Source organism: Caldichromatium japonicum, assembly GCF_011290485.1.
GTDB lineage: Bacteria > Pseudomonadota > Gammaproteobacteria > Chromatiales > Chromatiaceae > Thermochromatium > Thermochromatium japonicum.
This window is the reverse complement of record NZ_CP048029.1, coordinates 1789518-1803517: the sequence shown is the minus strand read 5'-3', so window position 1 is coordinate 1803517 and position 14000 is coordinate 1789518. Positions and strand designations below refer to the sequence as shown.

The window sequence follows — 14000 nt, the reverse complement described above, 5'->3', positions numbered from 1 at the left end:
GCCATGACCAGGCACGGACGGTTCATCACGCTCGAAGGGATCGAAGGTGCTGGCAAATCGACTCAGGTTGGAGGGATGGCCGAGTATCTGCGTTTACGCGGGATGGATGTGATTACCACCCGTGAGCCGGGAGGGACACCCCTTGCTGAACGCCTGCGCGCTATTCTACTCGATCCAGCTAATAGTGAGATGAGCCAGACCGCCGAACTCTTGCTCCTCTTCGCCGCTCGCGCCGATCATCTGGAACGATTGATCCGCCCTGCTTTAGCCGCTGGCTGCTGGGTCATCTGCGATCGTTTTACTGATGCCACCTATGCCTATCAGAGTGGCGGCAGAGGGATCGATCAGGCCCAAATCGCCCAGCTTGAAGCCCTGGTGCATGGTGATCTGCGCCCCGATCTGACCTTCATCCTCGACATACCCCCCGACTTGGGGTTGGCGCGCGCCCGCAGACGCAGACAGGGCGAGACCGACCGCTTCGAGGCAGAGACCCTCGAGTTTTTCACGACGGCTCGTCAGGTCTATCTCCAGTTGGCTCAGGCCCAGCCCGGGCGCTATCGCATCATCGATGCAACCGTATCGCTTGAACAGGTGCAGGCGCAGATTCGCCAGTCGCTTGCTGAACTCATCAATGAGTTAGAGGGCAGGGCATGAGGCTACAGCAACCGCCGCCCTGGACCTGCGAGCTCTGGTCGCGTTTGCAGGCTGCGCGCAGCCAAGGTCGCCTCCCTCCCGTCTTGTTGTTCACCGGTCCCCATGGTGTCGGCAAACGGCGGCTAGCATGGGCCTTAGCGGAATCTGTACTATGCCGGCAACCGGCCAACCAAGGCTTGGCCTGCGGGCATTGCCCAGACTGCCATCTGTTGGCCGCCGGTCACCACCCGGACCTGATCCAGCTTGAACCCGATGCCGAAGGGCGTTCGGGCGAGATCACCATCGACGCCGTGCGCCTGCTCATTGGGCGGGAATCTCTGACCCCGACCCGCGCTGCGGGGCAGGTCATCCTGATCGACCCTGCCGACCGGCTCAATCAAGCCGCTGCCAACGCCTTGCTCAAGACCCTGGAAGAGCCGACGGGGATGACGCATTTCATCCTCGTCAGCGAACATCCAGATCGCCTACCCGTGACCATCCGCAGCCGTTGCCTCCGCCTGACCATCCCGCTCCCCGACGAGAGATCGGCCCTGGAGTGGTTGGGCGCGCAAAAACCCCTATCCGACTGGCCGTTGCGTTTACGCCTAGCCCAGGGCGGTCCGCTGCGGGCCTTGGCTGAGGCCGAGGATGCAGACTGGCCCACACAACGGGATCGATGTATCGTCGATTTCTTGAGCTTGGCCCAGGGGGCTGCCGATCCGCTCGCCGTCGCCTCATATTGGCAGACAGTCGGAGTCGGGCGTATCCTTGAATGGCTGATTGGATTGACGGCTGATCTGCTCAGATTGGGGGTCTGCTCAGCGCCGCCGTTGCTTGCCCATCCGGATCGAAGCCGCGATCTGGTTGTGCTCGCTGCCAAACTCGATCGCGCGGCGGGGCACCGTTTCCTCAGACGGCTCTTAGAGACTCGGGCGCTGCTCGACGCCAATCTGAATCAGCAGCTCGTCTTGGAATCCTTGGTGATCGAGTGGTCGCAGATCGGTCGATCGGCCTAGCGAGGGGGACAGATCGATGGCCATACCCAATCCCGTCGGCGGACTCGGAGGGCAACAGCGTATCCTGAGCTTCGCCATCCGCGACAAGAGCGCGCTCTATGCCTCCTATATGGCATTCATCAATAATGGCGGTCTCTTCATCCCGACCAACAAGACCTACCATCTCGGCGACGAGGTCTTTCTGCTGCTTCAGTTGATGGATGAACCGGATCGTATCCCCGTGGCCGGACGGGTGGTCTGGATCACCCCCAGCGGTGCTGAGGGCAATCGCACCATCGGGATTGGGGTGCAGTTCAGCGATCAAGACAAGGGCGTCACCAAGCGCAAAATCGAAGAATATCTCGCTGGCGCCATCGAGTCCGAACGCCCTACCCATACCCTCTGAGTCTGGACTGAACCGCTTGGCGCAGGTGCCCCCGCCTGCCTCAGCCGGCGGCGAGCGGGGGTATCTTTAAGACAGGCCACCCGCGGAGATCCCGCCGGGCGGCGCACTGGGGATTGGGGATGATGCGAGCAATCGCTCAGCACGAGCGTGCCTGCTCGGCCAGATACAGCCAGGTATCGATCACCGTATCCGGATTGAGCGATAGGCTCTCGATCCCCTGCTTGACCAGCCAGTCGGCGAGATCCTTGTGATCCGACGGCCCCTGGCCGCAGATCCCGACATATTTCCCTTGCCGTTTACAGGCCGAGATCGCAAGCTCAAGCATCCGCTTGACCGCGGGGTCGCGTTCATCGAAATACTCGGCCACCAGCCCGGAGTCGCGATCAAGCCCCAGGGTCAACTGGGTCATGTCGTTTGAGCCGATCGAGAATCCATCGAAATATTGCAAAAACTCATCGGCGAGCACCGCATTTGACGGCAGCTCGCACATCATGATCAGGCGCAGACCATTTTTGCCGCGCTCAAGCCCCTGCTCGGCCAGGGCCTCCACCACCGCCTTGGCCTGACCCAGGGTGCGCACGAAGGGGATCATGACCTCGACATTGGTCAGGCCCATCTCATCGCGTACCCGCTTGACGGCCTCGCATTCCATCGCAAAGCAGTCCCGAAACTCGGGCGAGACATAGCGCCCGGCACCGCGGAAACCGATCATGGGATTCTCTTCATGCGGCTCATACCTCGGCCCGCCGAGCAGATTGGCGTATTCGTTCGATTTGAAATCGGACAGACGCACGATGACTGGCTTGGGGGCGAATGCCGCAGCGAGCGTGGCGATCCCCTCGGCGAGCTTGGCGATATAGAACTCGCGCGGGCCACCGTAGGCGGCGATGCGCGGCGCGATCTCTGCCTTCAAGTCCCCGGGCAGGCGATCGTATTCGAGCAGGGCCTTGGGGTGAATGCCGATGGTGTTGTTGATGATGAACTCAAGCCGCGCTAGGCCCACGCCGGCGTTGGGGATGGTAGAGAAGGCAAAAGCGCGGTCAGGGTTGCCCACGTTCATCATGATCTTAACCGGCGTCTCGGGCATGGCGTCGAGCTCGATGATCCGGTGCTCGAAGTCCAAGATCCCATCATAGACATAACCGGTATCGCCCTCGGCGCAGCTTATGGTCACCGGCTGGCCGTCGCGGATGCGGTCGGTGGCATCGTTGCAGCCAACCACCGCCGGCACTCCCAGCTCGCGGGCAATGATCGCCGCATGGCAGGTGCGCCCGCCCCGATTGGTCACGATTGCGGCCGCGCGTTTCATCACCGGCTCCCAGTCGGGGTCGGTCATGTCGGTGACCAGGACATCCCCCGGCTGGACGCGGTCCATGTCGCTGATCCGCTCGATGACCCGCGCCCGGCCCGCGCCGATGCGGTTGCCGATGCTGCGCCCAGTCGCCAGGGCCGGACCGCGCTCCTGCAAGACATAGCGCTCGATGCGATTGCCGGCGCGGCTTTGGACCGTCTCGGGGCGCGCCTGGACGATATAGATCTGCCCATCGAGCCCGTCCTTGGCCCATTCGATATCCATCGGTCGGCCATAGTGTTGTTCGATGAGGATCGCTTGGCGCGCAAGCGAGCTGATCTCCTCATCGGTCAGACAAAGGCGCAGGCGCAGCGCCTCGGGCACAGGCTCGCTCTTGACCGAGCCGCCGTGCGCTGGGTCGCTATAGACCATGCGGATGGCCTTCTCGCCCAGGTTGCGGCGCAGGATGGCCGGGCGTCCGGCCAACAGGGTAGTTTTGTGGACATAGAACTCATCGGGGTTGACCGCGCCCTGGACCACGAGCTCACCCAGCCCATAGCTTGCGGTGATAAAGACCGCATCGCGAAAACCGGACTCGGTGTCCAGGGTGAACATGACCCCAGAGACTGCGAGATCGCTGCGCACCATCCGCTGGACGCCGGCGGAGAGTGCGACGTGGCGGTGATCGAACCCCTGGTGGACGCGATAAGCGATGGCGCGGTCATTAAACAGCGAGGCGAAGACCTCCTTGATGCGGTGCTTGATATTGTCCAGGCCATACACATTGAGGAAGGTCTCCTGCTGACCGGCGAAGGAGGCATCGGGCAGGTCCTCGGCAGTCGCTGACGAACGCACTGCCCAGGAGACCTCCTCGATCCCCGCCTCGGCGGTGAGCTTGGCATAGGCCGCCTCAATCGCCGATTCGAGGGCAGGCGGGAAGGGTTGGGCGACCACCCAGTCGCGGATCTGCTGACCGGCCTCGGCGAGGGCGCTGACATCATCGATATCGAGCCGGCCGAGGACTGACTGGATCCGCTCATCAAGCCCCCCTTGTGCCAAGAACTGGCGATAGGCCTCGGCGGTGGTGGCAAAGCCGCTCGGCACCCGGATCCCCAGCGGGGCGAGGTGGCGGATCATCTCGCCGAGCGAGGCATTCTTGCCCCCCACGATGGGAACATCATCCATGCCAACATCGCTCAGCCAGCGGATAGGATCGGTCATCGTTGTCTTGCTCCAGGATGGTGATCGGTTGGGGTCATTGCGCGCCCGGATTCGGGGATGTGAAACCTCTGGGTCACTCGCTAACGCTGGGTGAGGACCTGCACGCTCGCCCCATGCCCTCATCCTGACGTCCGTCCGCGAACAGATGTGTTTTCTAGTGTCCCCTTGCCGATTGCTGAGATTGCTTTGCATAGATTGCAATGACCGTGCAATCATCCAGAAAATATACTTCAGCAGATCATCAGTCAGTCCGAGAGTCCATCAATCCTGAGCATTGATCGGCCTGGGTCTCTGTTATAAAGCTGCTCTAGCCGCGGAGAGGCTGCGCGGTCGCTGAACCTTGCTAGATATGCGCTGGGCCATGCCCTTGAGATGCCGAATCCCAAGGGTATTTCATGCAAAACCAAGAGGACGATGCAAATGAGCGAAGAACTGCTGGGACTTGCCCAATTACGGACGATGTTGGGTGCGAAAGACAATAGCGAACTCATCGTGCGCGGTATGGCGATCCTCGTCGCCGCAGGAACCTTTTATGTCGTCTCGACCGAGGCGCTCTATGGCGGCGCACCGCCCCTGCCGCCTGAGCAGGTGTTGCTCAATACCGCCCCGATCGGGACTGTGACCCTGGCACCCAAACCTGTTGCCGCCGCAGCCCCTGCCGTACCCGCCGAACCTGCTGCCGGTGCTGATCAGGGGGCTAGCGCCTCGGCGCCAGCAGCGGCGGAGCCGGCGGTGTCCGAGGCACCTGCTACCGCGGAAACGGCCCCATCGGCAGCCTCCGTTGCGCCGGTCTCAGGTGAAACTGCGCCTACCCAGGCCATTGGGGAGTCGCCTACGACCGAGACCGCGCCAGTTGCTGAAGCCACTGCTGCCCCTGAGACCGCAGTAGCCGCCGAGCCTACCCCATCTGAGCCTGCTGCCCCTTCAACGTCTGAGGTGAGCGAGACCCCCGTAACCGGGTCCTCAGTTCCAGAGGTCGCGGCAACCCCTGAGGCTGAGGCGCCTCCAGCCCCCACAGAGGCCTCAGCGCCGGCCGAAGCGGCGCCCACACCTGAACCCGTGGCTGCCGAGACGTCAGTCCCTGAACAGGGAGCTGCTACCGAAGGTGCAGTATCCAATGAGCCCGTTGTTGCGCAACCGGCGGCGGTTGAAGCCGTGCCCGCTCAGGAAACAGCCGCTGAGCCAGTACCCGCCGCCGCGCCTGCGCCTGAGTCCACGCCGGCTGTCACTCAACCCATCCCGATGCAGCGTCCGATGCCGGTCTGGATGCTCCATATGGGACCGTTGCCGTCGAAGCGTTGACCCTATCATCCTGGACGGGCCGCGCCTTGCCGTGCGGTCCGTCTATTCGTCTCTGCCGCTGCTAGATAAAAAGGCGGCGCAGCTCAGCGTCTGGCGTACTGCGCTCCCAGAGTTGCGTAAACTCGGCGATCAGTCTGCGCGCCATCAGGCGATCCCCATAGTCAGCGACCGCCAGCATCCGCTCGGCCTGTTGCCGCCGCACATAGCCCAGCCCATCGACGACTAAAAAGGCATCCGGGCGCTCTTGATCTTCGTCTGCCACCCGCTGGATGGCGATCCGCGAACTCAGGTGCTGCGCCAAATCGACCAGACGATGACCGCGTTGAGTGATGGTCTTGGGGTCGAAGACCAGGACCAGTACACACAGTGTTGGACGATTCAAGGCGAGCTGGCGCACGGCCTGCAAAAATGGTACTTGATCGTATAGTGCCGGTTCGAGCAAGGGATCGCACAGTAAAAGCTCAAGGCGCGCCTGGGCGCCCATCTGGGCGCAGACCGCTGCGATCTCCTGAGCACCGCTGAGCCGCAATGCTTCGTAGTCAAGACCAAGACGTTGAGAGAACTGGGGCATTTGCGGGCCTGGAGAGATCATGGTCATATCTGCTGAGGTGGTATGGATACATAACCTGGGCGAGCCGCCGCAGGTTAACTCCTGGCTTCAGGGTTGAGATTTGTCTTTTTACAACATTTTGGGCCTGCATACCTCCCTGTGGTATCTTGCAATCAAGCCCTCGGATCGGCAGTATCGTTGTGCAAAGGCACTTTAAGTTGTAAATATGCAGCGTGTTTATAAAAAAGTTGCACTTTTGCCTTTGTTGTAGGCTAAAATGTCGGATGTCAAGGGGATCGGTTCACGCGCGGCTGCTCTGTTCGCTCTGACCGTCCCTTGCGCGCAAGCAAGGATCATGGCGTGTCAGGGAAAGGAGTCGACGCAACTTGCATGGTCCGACATCTCGAACGACATTAAAGGCAGATTTCCCAAGTTTCGACCATTTTCCACACATCCATTAGGAAGCTGACGACGATGCGCACACATATCTTTTTCATCCGTCTAGCTGGGCTGGCAGCGGCGGCGTTGCTCTCTGCCCCCTTGCTCGCGAATGCGGCCGACTACAACATGGAGCATTTTTGGTCTGCTCAGCCTAAAGGGACGGCCTGGGTCAGCGGCTCGGGCGAGTGCTGGCAGAGCCTACATGGCCCGGGCGACCTGACGCCCTGTGCGAGCGTCCCGGCTGCACCGCCCGCTCCCAAGAAGTTCACAGCGCGCTTGAACTTCGAGTTCGATAAATATCGCGTCGAGAACATTGTCAACGACGATGAGTTGCGTCGGCTCGATGACTATATCGAGCAGGTCAAGAAGTCTGAGGTTCGCGAGAAGCTCTCCTTGACCGGCCATACCGATGCCAAGGGTTCTGAGGCCTATAACTATCAGCTCGGTATGCGTCGTGCTCAGGCGGTCAAGGATTACATGATCAGCCGTGGTATCCCCACTTCCGACATCGTGTCGGTCGAAAGCCGCGGCAAATCCGAGATGTTGCCGGGAGTAGATATCTATTCCGTTCAGCAACGCCGTGTAGAGATCAAGGCCGACTACTGATCGTGCCATGATCGCTCCGGAGGGGCCAGATGACTGGTCCTCCGGATGCACAGAGTCCAATGAGCCTCATCCCCCCCGACTGAGGCTTATGACAAGGCCGGATGCAGCCATGTATCCGGCCTTCCCATTTGTACATGACCAGCCCCTAGTGCCCCCTGCAGCATGTTTTATCCCCTCCCGCTCTATATCGGCCTGCGCTATACCCGTGCCAAGCGGCGTAATCATTTCATCTCCTTCATCTCGGCGACCTCAATGATCGGGATTGCGCTGGGGATCGTGGCCCTGATCGTGGTGCTCTCGGTGATGAACGGATTCCACAAGGAGATCCAGCAGCGCATCCTGGCGATGGCCTCGCATGCCACCTTAAGCGACCCGTTCGGGGGCATCGCTGAGTGGCGGTCGCTTTTGGAGCAGATACGCGCCCAACCGCATGTCCTGGGTGCGGCGCCCTTTGTCGAGATCCAAGGTATGCTGGCTGGCGGCAGCCAGGTCAGCGGCGCGCTCATCCGCGGGATCGAGCCGGCGACCGAGGATCAGGTCGCCGATCTGCGCCAACACATGATCAGCGGTTCGGTCGATGATCTGACAGAGGGCGCGTTTCACATCATCCTCGGTCAGGATCTCGCTAATTATCTCGGGCTTGCACCAGGGGATAAAGTGACGGTCGTGACCCCAGAGGTAAGCGCGACCCCGATCGGCGTCATGCCGCGGCTGAAGCGTTTTACAGTGAGCGGGATCTTTGCCGTTGGGATGGCCGATTATGACCGCAATGCTGCCTTCATCCATCTCGCCGATGGTGCAAAGCTATTAAATCTGGGTGATGCGGTCAGCGGGATCCGAGTCAAACTGGACGACCTCTGGCGGGCGCCGCGTCTGGTACGCGCCATCGCCCAAGCATTGGGCGGGGGCTATCAGCTCATCGATTGGACCCAGCTCCATCGCAACTTTTTCAGCGCCCTGGCCATGGAGAAGCGTATGATGGGGATCATCCTCTCCCTGATCGTTGCAGTCGCGGCCTTCAATATTGTCTCGGCGTTGGTGATGGTGGTCACCGACAAGGAGGCCGACATCGCGATCCTGCGCACCCTGGGGCTCTCGCCGCTCGAGGTGATGGGGATCTTCGTCGTGCAAGGGACGGCGATCGGGCTGGTCGGAGCGCTGCTCGGGGTGGTCGCAGGTGTGACCCTGGCCTTTTATGTCGAGCCGGTCGTGGCCTGGATCGAAGGGCTATTCGGTGTCCATTTTCTCGACCCCACGATCTATTACATCAGCCAGCTCCCCTCGGATGTCCATCTGGAGGATGTACTGATCGTAGGGGGCGGAGCCTTTGCCCTGTCGGTCATCGCTACCCTTTATCCCGCCTGGCGCGCAGCCCAGGTCCAACCGGCGGAAGCTCTGCGCTATGAGTGAGTCCTCGCCTGTGATCCAGGTTCAGGGTCTGGTCAAGACCTTCCGCCAGGGCCCAGCCGAGGTCCAGGTCCTCAAAGGGATCGATCTTGAGATCCGGACAGGGGCGCGTCTGGCCATCATCGGCGCCTCAGGTTCAGGCAAGAGCACGCTTCTGCACTGTATTGGGGGACTCGAGCGCCCAAATGCCGGGAGGATCGCTTGGGCAGGGACGGCGATCGAGACGCTGGGTGCAGCGCACCTCGGGCGGTTGCGCAATCGCCATCTGGGATTCGTCTATCAGTTCCATCATCTACTGCCCGAGTTTACGGCGCTGGAAAACGTGGTCCTACCGCTTTTGATCGCTGGCCTCCCGCCTGCCCAGGCACGTGCCCGGGGGACGGAGCTTCTGGTTCGGGTCGGGTTGGGTCAGCGTCTGGAGCACAAACCCAGCGAGCTTTCGGGCGGCGAGCGCCAGCGCGCAGCGGTTGCCCGCGCGCTCGTCACCCGTCCGGCCTGTGTGCTTGCCGACGAACCGACCGGTAATCTCGACCGGCATACTGCCGCCGAGGTGCATGCGCTGATGCTCGAGCTCAATCGCGAGATCGGCACGGCGCTCGTCATCGTGACCCATGACCCTGAATTGGCCAAGCAGATGGATCAGATCTGGCGGCTGGATGACGGGGTCTTGTCCAATTGGTCGAACAAGGCGCGATAGCGCGCCTGCCGGCGACGGAACTGCAACACTACCCAGTAGCGCCACAACAGACGCACAGCGGTATAACCCGCCAGGGCGCAAAGGGTCGAACAGATCAGACAACCGACCAGCATGGGCTCGAGGATCTCGAGCCAGTGGTGCCAATCCAGCCAAAACCCAGGATCGAAGCCTTGGGACTGGAGACCGAGCGTCCAGCAGCCGATGAGATAGGCCAGATAATACATGGGTGGCATGGTCAGGGGGTTAGAGATCCAAACCAAGGCCACGGCGATAGGCAGGTTGATGCGCAGCCAGATGGCCAAGGCAGCGGCGATGGGGGTATGGCCGATCGGCGGCAGATACATGACGAACAGCCCCACCGCCACCGCATTGGCGACTGAACGTCGGTTGAGATGCCAGAGATTGGGGTCGTGCAGCAGGCCGCCGAAGATCCTCAGAAAACGATTGCCGTGAATCTGCGCCGGGGTCGGCGTCCATTGTTTAAGCCACTTTCTCACGCATCATCCTCCGCTGGGATGGACCCCTGCCTTTAGGCTAAATCCCGTATTGTCCTTGAAGCCAGCGAACGCTGAGTTTTGAAGTATAACCTCTGTTAACGCCTGGCCGGATGGCAGCTTGCCAATACAGCCAGGCATGTGGGCAGCAGCGCCCTACTCCAAGGGTGCAGACCAGGTGAGGGGACATGCACCAAGCGTTTGGCTTCACCTTTGCCTTAGGCGTGTGGGGGTTTGAGCAGTGGGTTCACCTGCCGCCACCTTGGATGGCCCTGGTGTTGTTAGCGGCTGTTCTGCTGGGGATTCTTCATCCAGGGCTCAGGTGGCTGCTGATCTTGGCGCTCGGCTTCGGTTGGGCCTGGTTTTATACAGCGCAGCAATTGCGCGCCGATCTTCCCGACTCCCTCGCCCGCCAATCCCTGTGGGTGGAGGGGCGCATCGCTTCGCTCCCTGTACCTGTCGGGGAGGGGGAAAGGTTTATCTTCGCCGTCGAGCGCACCCAAGGGATCCCAGGGGGCGAGCTGGGTTTCAAGGGTCGGGTGCGCCTGAGCTGTTATCGCGACTGCCCACAGCTTTTGGTGGGCGAGCGCTGGCGAATTCGGGTCAGCCTCAAACCTCGGCATGGGTCGCTCAATCCAGGCGGATTCGATTATGAACGCTGGCTATTCGAGCAAGGGATCGTCGCAACCGGTTATGTCTCGGGGAAGCCGGCTTGGCAGCGCCTAGGCGATGGCGCCGGGCGCTATTGGCTACACCGCCTGCGCCAGCGCCTGGCCGAACGCCTCGCCAAGACCATTCCCGACCGGCCTGAGCTTGGTCTGATCCAGGCGCTGACGCTCGGCGAGCGCAGCGGTCTTGATCCTGAGCTGTGGGAAGTCTTCGCCCGCACTGGCACCAGCCATCTCATCGCCATCTCGGGGCTGCATGTCGGTCTGATAGCGGGCCTGGTCTTTTGGCTGGCGCGCCGCCTGTGGTCGTTGAACATGCATCTAACGCTTTGGCTTTCCGCGCCGCGCGCCGCAGCGCTCATCGCCTTTGTCGCTGCCTTGATCTATGCCGCCCTCGCCGGTTTTGCCATCCCTATCCAGCGGGCCTTGATCATGCTTGCCGTGGTGTTGGGTGCGGTCTTTTGGCAACGTGCCCTCAGGCCTATGCAGGCGCTCGCTCTGGCCCTGGTCGGCGTATTGCTCTGGGACCCGTTGTCCATCCTATCCATTGGGTTTTGGCTGTCGTTTGGGGCGGTGGGGGTATTGCTCTTTGCCCTGGCCTATCGGCTGCCGGGCGAACCCGTTTGGCTGCGGCTGACGCGCGCACAGTGGGCGGTGGCGCTGGGGCTTATGCCGCTGCTCGTCGGATTCTTCGACCGCGTCTCGCTGATCGCTCCCCTGGTCAATCTCATCGCCGTTCCCTTGTTTGGCCTGTTGATCCTGCCTGCGGTCCTGATCACGACCCTGTTAGGGCTGCTTGGGCTCATCTGGCCACTGCACTGGGTTGCCGAGGGGCTGGGTTGGTGCCTGAAGGCCCTCGAATGGTTTGCGACCCTGCCCTGGGCGATGATGGAGTTTCCGGAGCGCCCGCTGTGGGCTTGGGTTGCAGCCTGGGGAGGGGTTGGTCTATTGCTCGGGCCACCTGGTCTTCCCGGGCGCTGGCTGGGGGTTGTCCTGCTCCTGCCGCTAGCGGTGCTTGAGCCCAAGCGTCCCGCCTGGGGCGAGGTCTGGCTTAGCCTGCTCGATGTAGGGCAAGGATTGGCGGTCGTCGTTGAGACCGCTGAGGGCATCTTGGTCTATGACACCGGGCCTGCCCAAGCGGGCGGGTTTGATGCCGGCGGCACCATCGTCGCCCCCTTTCTTCGGGCAAGGGGGATCGGGCGCATCGACCGCCTGGTCATCAGCCATGCTGACCAGGATCACGCCGGCGGGGGGCGGGGCCTGCTTGCGCGCCTGCCTGCCCAGGTCATCCTGAGCGGCGAGCCCGAGCGTCTAGGCCTTGCCGGTGCTCGGCCTTGTCTCGCCGGCGAGGTCTGGCACTGGTCCGGAGTCGAGTTTCGCTTTTTACACCCAAAGCATCCAGGGTTTGGCGGCAACAATGCCTCCTGTGTACTTGCAATCCGCACTGCTGATCAGGCGATCTTGATCCCTGGCGATGTCGATCGCCAGGTCGAAGGTGAGCTCGCCCCTCAGCTTGGGCCGCTCAAGGTCTTGATCGCCGGACATCACGGCAGCAAGCACTCGACCTCCGAGCGCCTCTTGGCCGCCACTCGCCCCGAGTGGGTGCTGTTTTCTTCAGGCTATGCCAATCGCTTTGAGTTTCCTGCACGCGAGGTGCGGGCGCGGCTTGCAGCGCGCGGGATCTCAAACCTCAATACGGCAACCGCAGGCACCATCCGGTTCAAGCTCGGCCCCCAGGGCTGGATCGAGCCGCCAGCGGGTTATCGGCAACAGGCAGCGCGGATCTGGACCCATCGGCCCGCGGAATAGGTGCCGCAAGCTCGCTAGGGCGTGCATTGCGTACCCTATCGGTTGGATCAACATGACTCTCGGAGGGCGCACCGCGTACCGATAGGGATGGCTCATGGACCGCACGCAAGCCAAGCGGCCAAAAGCAGACCCAGGAGTTCGGTGAGTTCGACCAGGGCACCGGCGGTATCGCCGGTAAAGCCGCCGATGCGGTTTAACATCGCCCGGCGCGTGAGACCAAAGAGCGCTAGGGCACCCAGCAGCAGGGCCGCTCCCCGCCAGCCGCCGGTGAGTCCGACTACCAGCCAGGCGAGGGCGAGGCTCAGCCAGCAAACTCGGCGCGGCAGATATCGGGCCTGGGCCGCCGCCATCCCCTGGTCGCGGACGTAGGGGGTGGTCAGCAATAACAATAGGATCTGGGCACGGGCGAGGAGGGGGATGGCGATGAAGGGCCACAGGTTACCTGCGGGCACCAACACCTGCAAGGACGACCATTTGCCGATCAGGACAAGCGCAACGACCGTCAGCGCCGCCGGTCCACTCGTCGGGTCCTTCATGATCGCCAAGGTCCGTTCGCGATCCCCGAGCCCCCCCACCCAGGCATCGGCGCTGTCGGCCAGGCCATCGAGATGTAGGGCGCCGCTCACCCAGACCCACAGGATCAAGGCCAGCGCCGCGGCTACAGGCGGCGGGGCATTGGTCAGGAGGAAGGAGGAACAGAGCACAGGCAGGCCCATCACCAGCCCCACCCAGGGGTACCAGGGCACCGAGCGCCCGATCTCATCGGCGGCGGTCTGGCCAGGGTCGGGGAAGGGGAGGCGAGAGAGAAAACGTCCGGCGATCCAGATTGGACGCAGCTTCATGGCTGATCGGGATCAGAATTCATCAGTTCATCAACTGTTGAAGGCCGGTGGTACACCAGGCTGGGGCGGCCCGGCGGCGGATGCAGACGGATGCGGGTCAGACAGGCCGGCGGGACCTCTAGGCAAGGCAGCGCTGTATCGTCCATCCTTAAGACCTCGGCGACCAGGACGCGGATCACCCCGCCGTGGGTAATCAAGAGTCTGTGGGGCGAGGGGGAGGCGCAAAGCGCTTGCCAGGTCGCAAGCACCCGCGCGCGAAAGGCACCAAAGGGCTCGGCGTTGGGCAGGTTAAAACCGGTTGGATCGGCGAGAAAACGCGCAAACTCGGCGGCTGGGATCTCGGCGGCGCTCAGTCCCTCCCAGTCCCCGAAGTCGCGCTCGCGCAAGTGATCCATCAGTACCAGGGACAGGCCAAGCCTTGAGGCCAAGGACTGGGCAAACTCGGCGCAGCGGCGAGAGGGCGAGCTGATGACTTGGGTCAGGCCCGCAAGTCCAGCCGTCGCCTGCTCCATCTGCTGCCAGCCATCCCTGCTCAACGGATCATCCCGCACCCCGCGAAAACAAGGCCCGCCGACACAGTCGCCATGACGCAAGAGATCAATGAGGTGTGTGTCGACGGTCATGAGAGTGGCTTAGCC

General features: G+C 62.2%; 13 protein-coding genes. 8 read left to right on the top strand and 5 right to left on the bottom strand.

The genetic code is table 11. From position 1 onward, the window contains the following. Positions 1–3 precede the first annotated feature (3 nt). From tmk to GWK36_RS08825, 3 genes are read left to right on the top strand one after another with little or no spacing between them, the layout of a single operon-like run. Positions 4–654 carry a dTMP kinase gene (tmk, locus tag GWK36_RS08835; protein WP_166270833.1) on the top strand — a complete coding sequence of 217 codons (651 nt, stop codon included), beginning with the start codon at positions 4–6 and terminating at the stop codon, positions 652–654. Beyond that, the gene (holB, locus tag GWK36_RS08830) at positions 651–1649 is read left to right on the top strand and encodes a DNA polymerase III subunit delta' (protein WP_166270832.1); all 999 of its coding nucleotides are present in this window, start codon (positions 651–653) and stop codon (positions 1647–1649) included. Before tmk ends, holB begins: the two co-directional genes overlap by 4 nt. 16 nt (positions 1650–1665) lie before the next feature. Continuing rightward, a complete protein-coding gene (locus GWK36_RS08825) occupies positions 1666–2034 on the top strand; it encodes a PilZ domain-containing protein (RefSeq protein WP_166270831.1) in 369 nt (122 codons plus the stop codon). A 136-nt stretch (positions 2035–2170) separates the two neighbouring features. On the opposite strand, the gene ppsA is transcribed toward GWK36_RS08825, so the two are convergent. Next, positions 2171–4546: a phosphoenolpyruvate synthase gene (ppsA, locus tag GWK36_RS08820; protein WP_166270830.1), complete on the bottom strand. Its 2376-nt coding sequence runs from the start codon at positions 4544–4546 to the stop codon at positions 2171–2173. A 420-nt stretch (positions 4547–4966) separates the two neighbouring features. On the opposite strand from ppsA, the gene GWK36_RS08815 reads away from it, so the two are divergent. Next, positions 4967–5848: a hypothetical protein gene (locus GWK36_RS08815; RefSeq protein WP_166270829.1), complete on the top strand. Its 882-nt coding sequence runs from the start codon at positions 4967–4969 to the stop codon at positions 5846–5848. 61 nt (positions 5849–5909) lie between these two features. Here GWK36_RS08815 and GWK36_RS08810 read toward each other — a convergent pair whose 3' ends face one another. Next, complete coding sequence (locus tag GWK36_RS08810; RefSeq protein WP_166270828.1) at positions 5910–6419, bottom strand: DUF7931 domain-containing protein; 510 nt, start codon at positions 6417–6419, stop codon at positions 5910–5912. A gap of 453 nt (positions 6420–6872) precedes the next feature. Here GWK36_RS08810 and GWK36_RS08805 point away from each other — a divergent pair, with 453 nt between their 5' ends. From GWK36_RS08805 to GWK36_RS08795, 3 genes are all read left to right on the top strand, one after another. After that, entirely contained in the window at positions 6873–7445 is a 573-nt protein-coding gene (locus tag GWK36_RS08805) for an OmpA family protein (RefSeq protein WP_166270827.1), read from the top strand. A 162-nt stretch (positions 7446–7607) separates the two neighbouring features. Next, positions 7608–8855 carry a lipoprotein-releasing ABC transporter permease subunit gene (locus tag GWK36_RS08800; RefSeq protein ID WP_166270826.1) on the top strand — a complete coding sequence of 416 codons (1248 nt, stop codon included), beginning with the start codon at positions 7608–7610 and terminating at the stop codon, positions 8853–8855. After that, the gene (locus GWK36_RS08795; RefSeq protein WP_166270825.1) at positions 8848–9549 is read left to right on the top strand and encodes an ABC transporter ATP-binding protein; all 702 of its coding nucleotides are present in this window, start codon (positions 8848–8850) and stop codon (positions 9547–9549) included. Before GWK36_RS08800 ends, GWK36_RS08795 begins: the two co-directional genes overlap by 8 nt. Here the strand turns inward: GWK36_RS08795 and GWK36_RS08790 are convergent. Beyond that, positions 9492–10046: a DUF2062 domain-containing protein gene (locus GWK36_RS08790; protein WP_166270824.1), complete on the bottom strand. Its 555-nt coding sequence runs from the start codon at positions 10044–10046 to the stop codon at positions 9492–9494. The two genes, GWK36_RS08795 and GWK36_RS08790, sit on opposite strands and share 58 nt — an antisense overlap. 185 nt (positions 10047–10231) lie before the next feature. Between GWK36_RS08790 and GWK36_RS08785 the strand changes: the two genes are divergently transcribed. After that, positions 10232–12520 (top strand): DNA internalization-related competence protein ComEC/Rec2, encoded by a 2289-nt coding sequence (locus GWK36_RS08785; protein ID WP_166270823.1) that lies wholly within the window; start codon positions 10232–10234, stop codon positions 12518–12520. A 92-nt stretch (positions 12521–12612) separates the two neighbouring features. Here the strand turns inward: GWK36_RS08785 and GWK36_RS08780 are convergent, their stop codons facing one another. Together GWK36_RS08780 and GWK36_RS08775 are read right to left on the bottom strand one after the other, a co-directional pair. After that, the gene (locus tag GWK36_RS08780) at positions 12613–13362 is read right to left on the bottom strand and encodes an adenosylcobinamide-GDP ribazoletransferase (RefSeq protein WP_166270822.1); all 750 of its coding nucleotides are present in this window, start codon (positions 13360–13362) and stop codon (positions 12613–12615) included. Continuing rightward, entirely contained in the window at positions 13359–13985 is a 627-nt protein-coding gene (locus GWK36_RS08775; protein ID WP_166270821.1) for a histidine phosphatase family protein, read from the bottom strand. Before GWK36_RS08775 ends, GWK36_RS08780 begins: the two co-directional genes overlap by 4 nt. Positions 13986–14000: the final 15 nt, after the last annotated feature.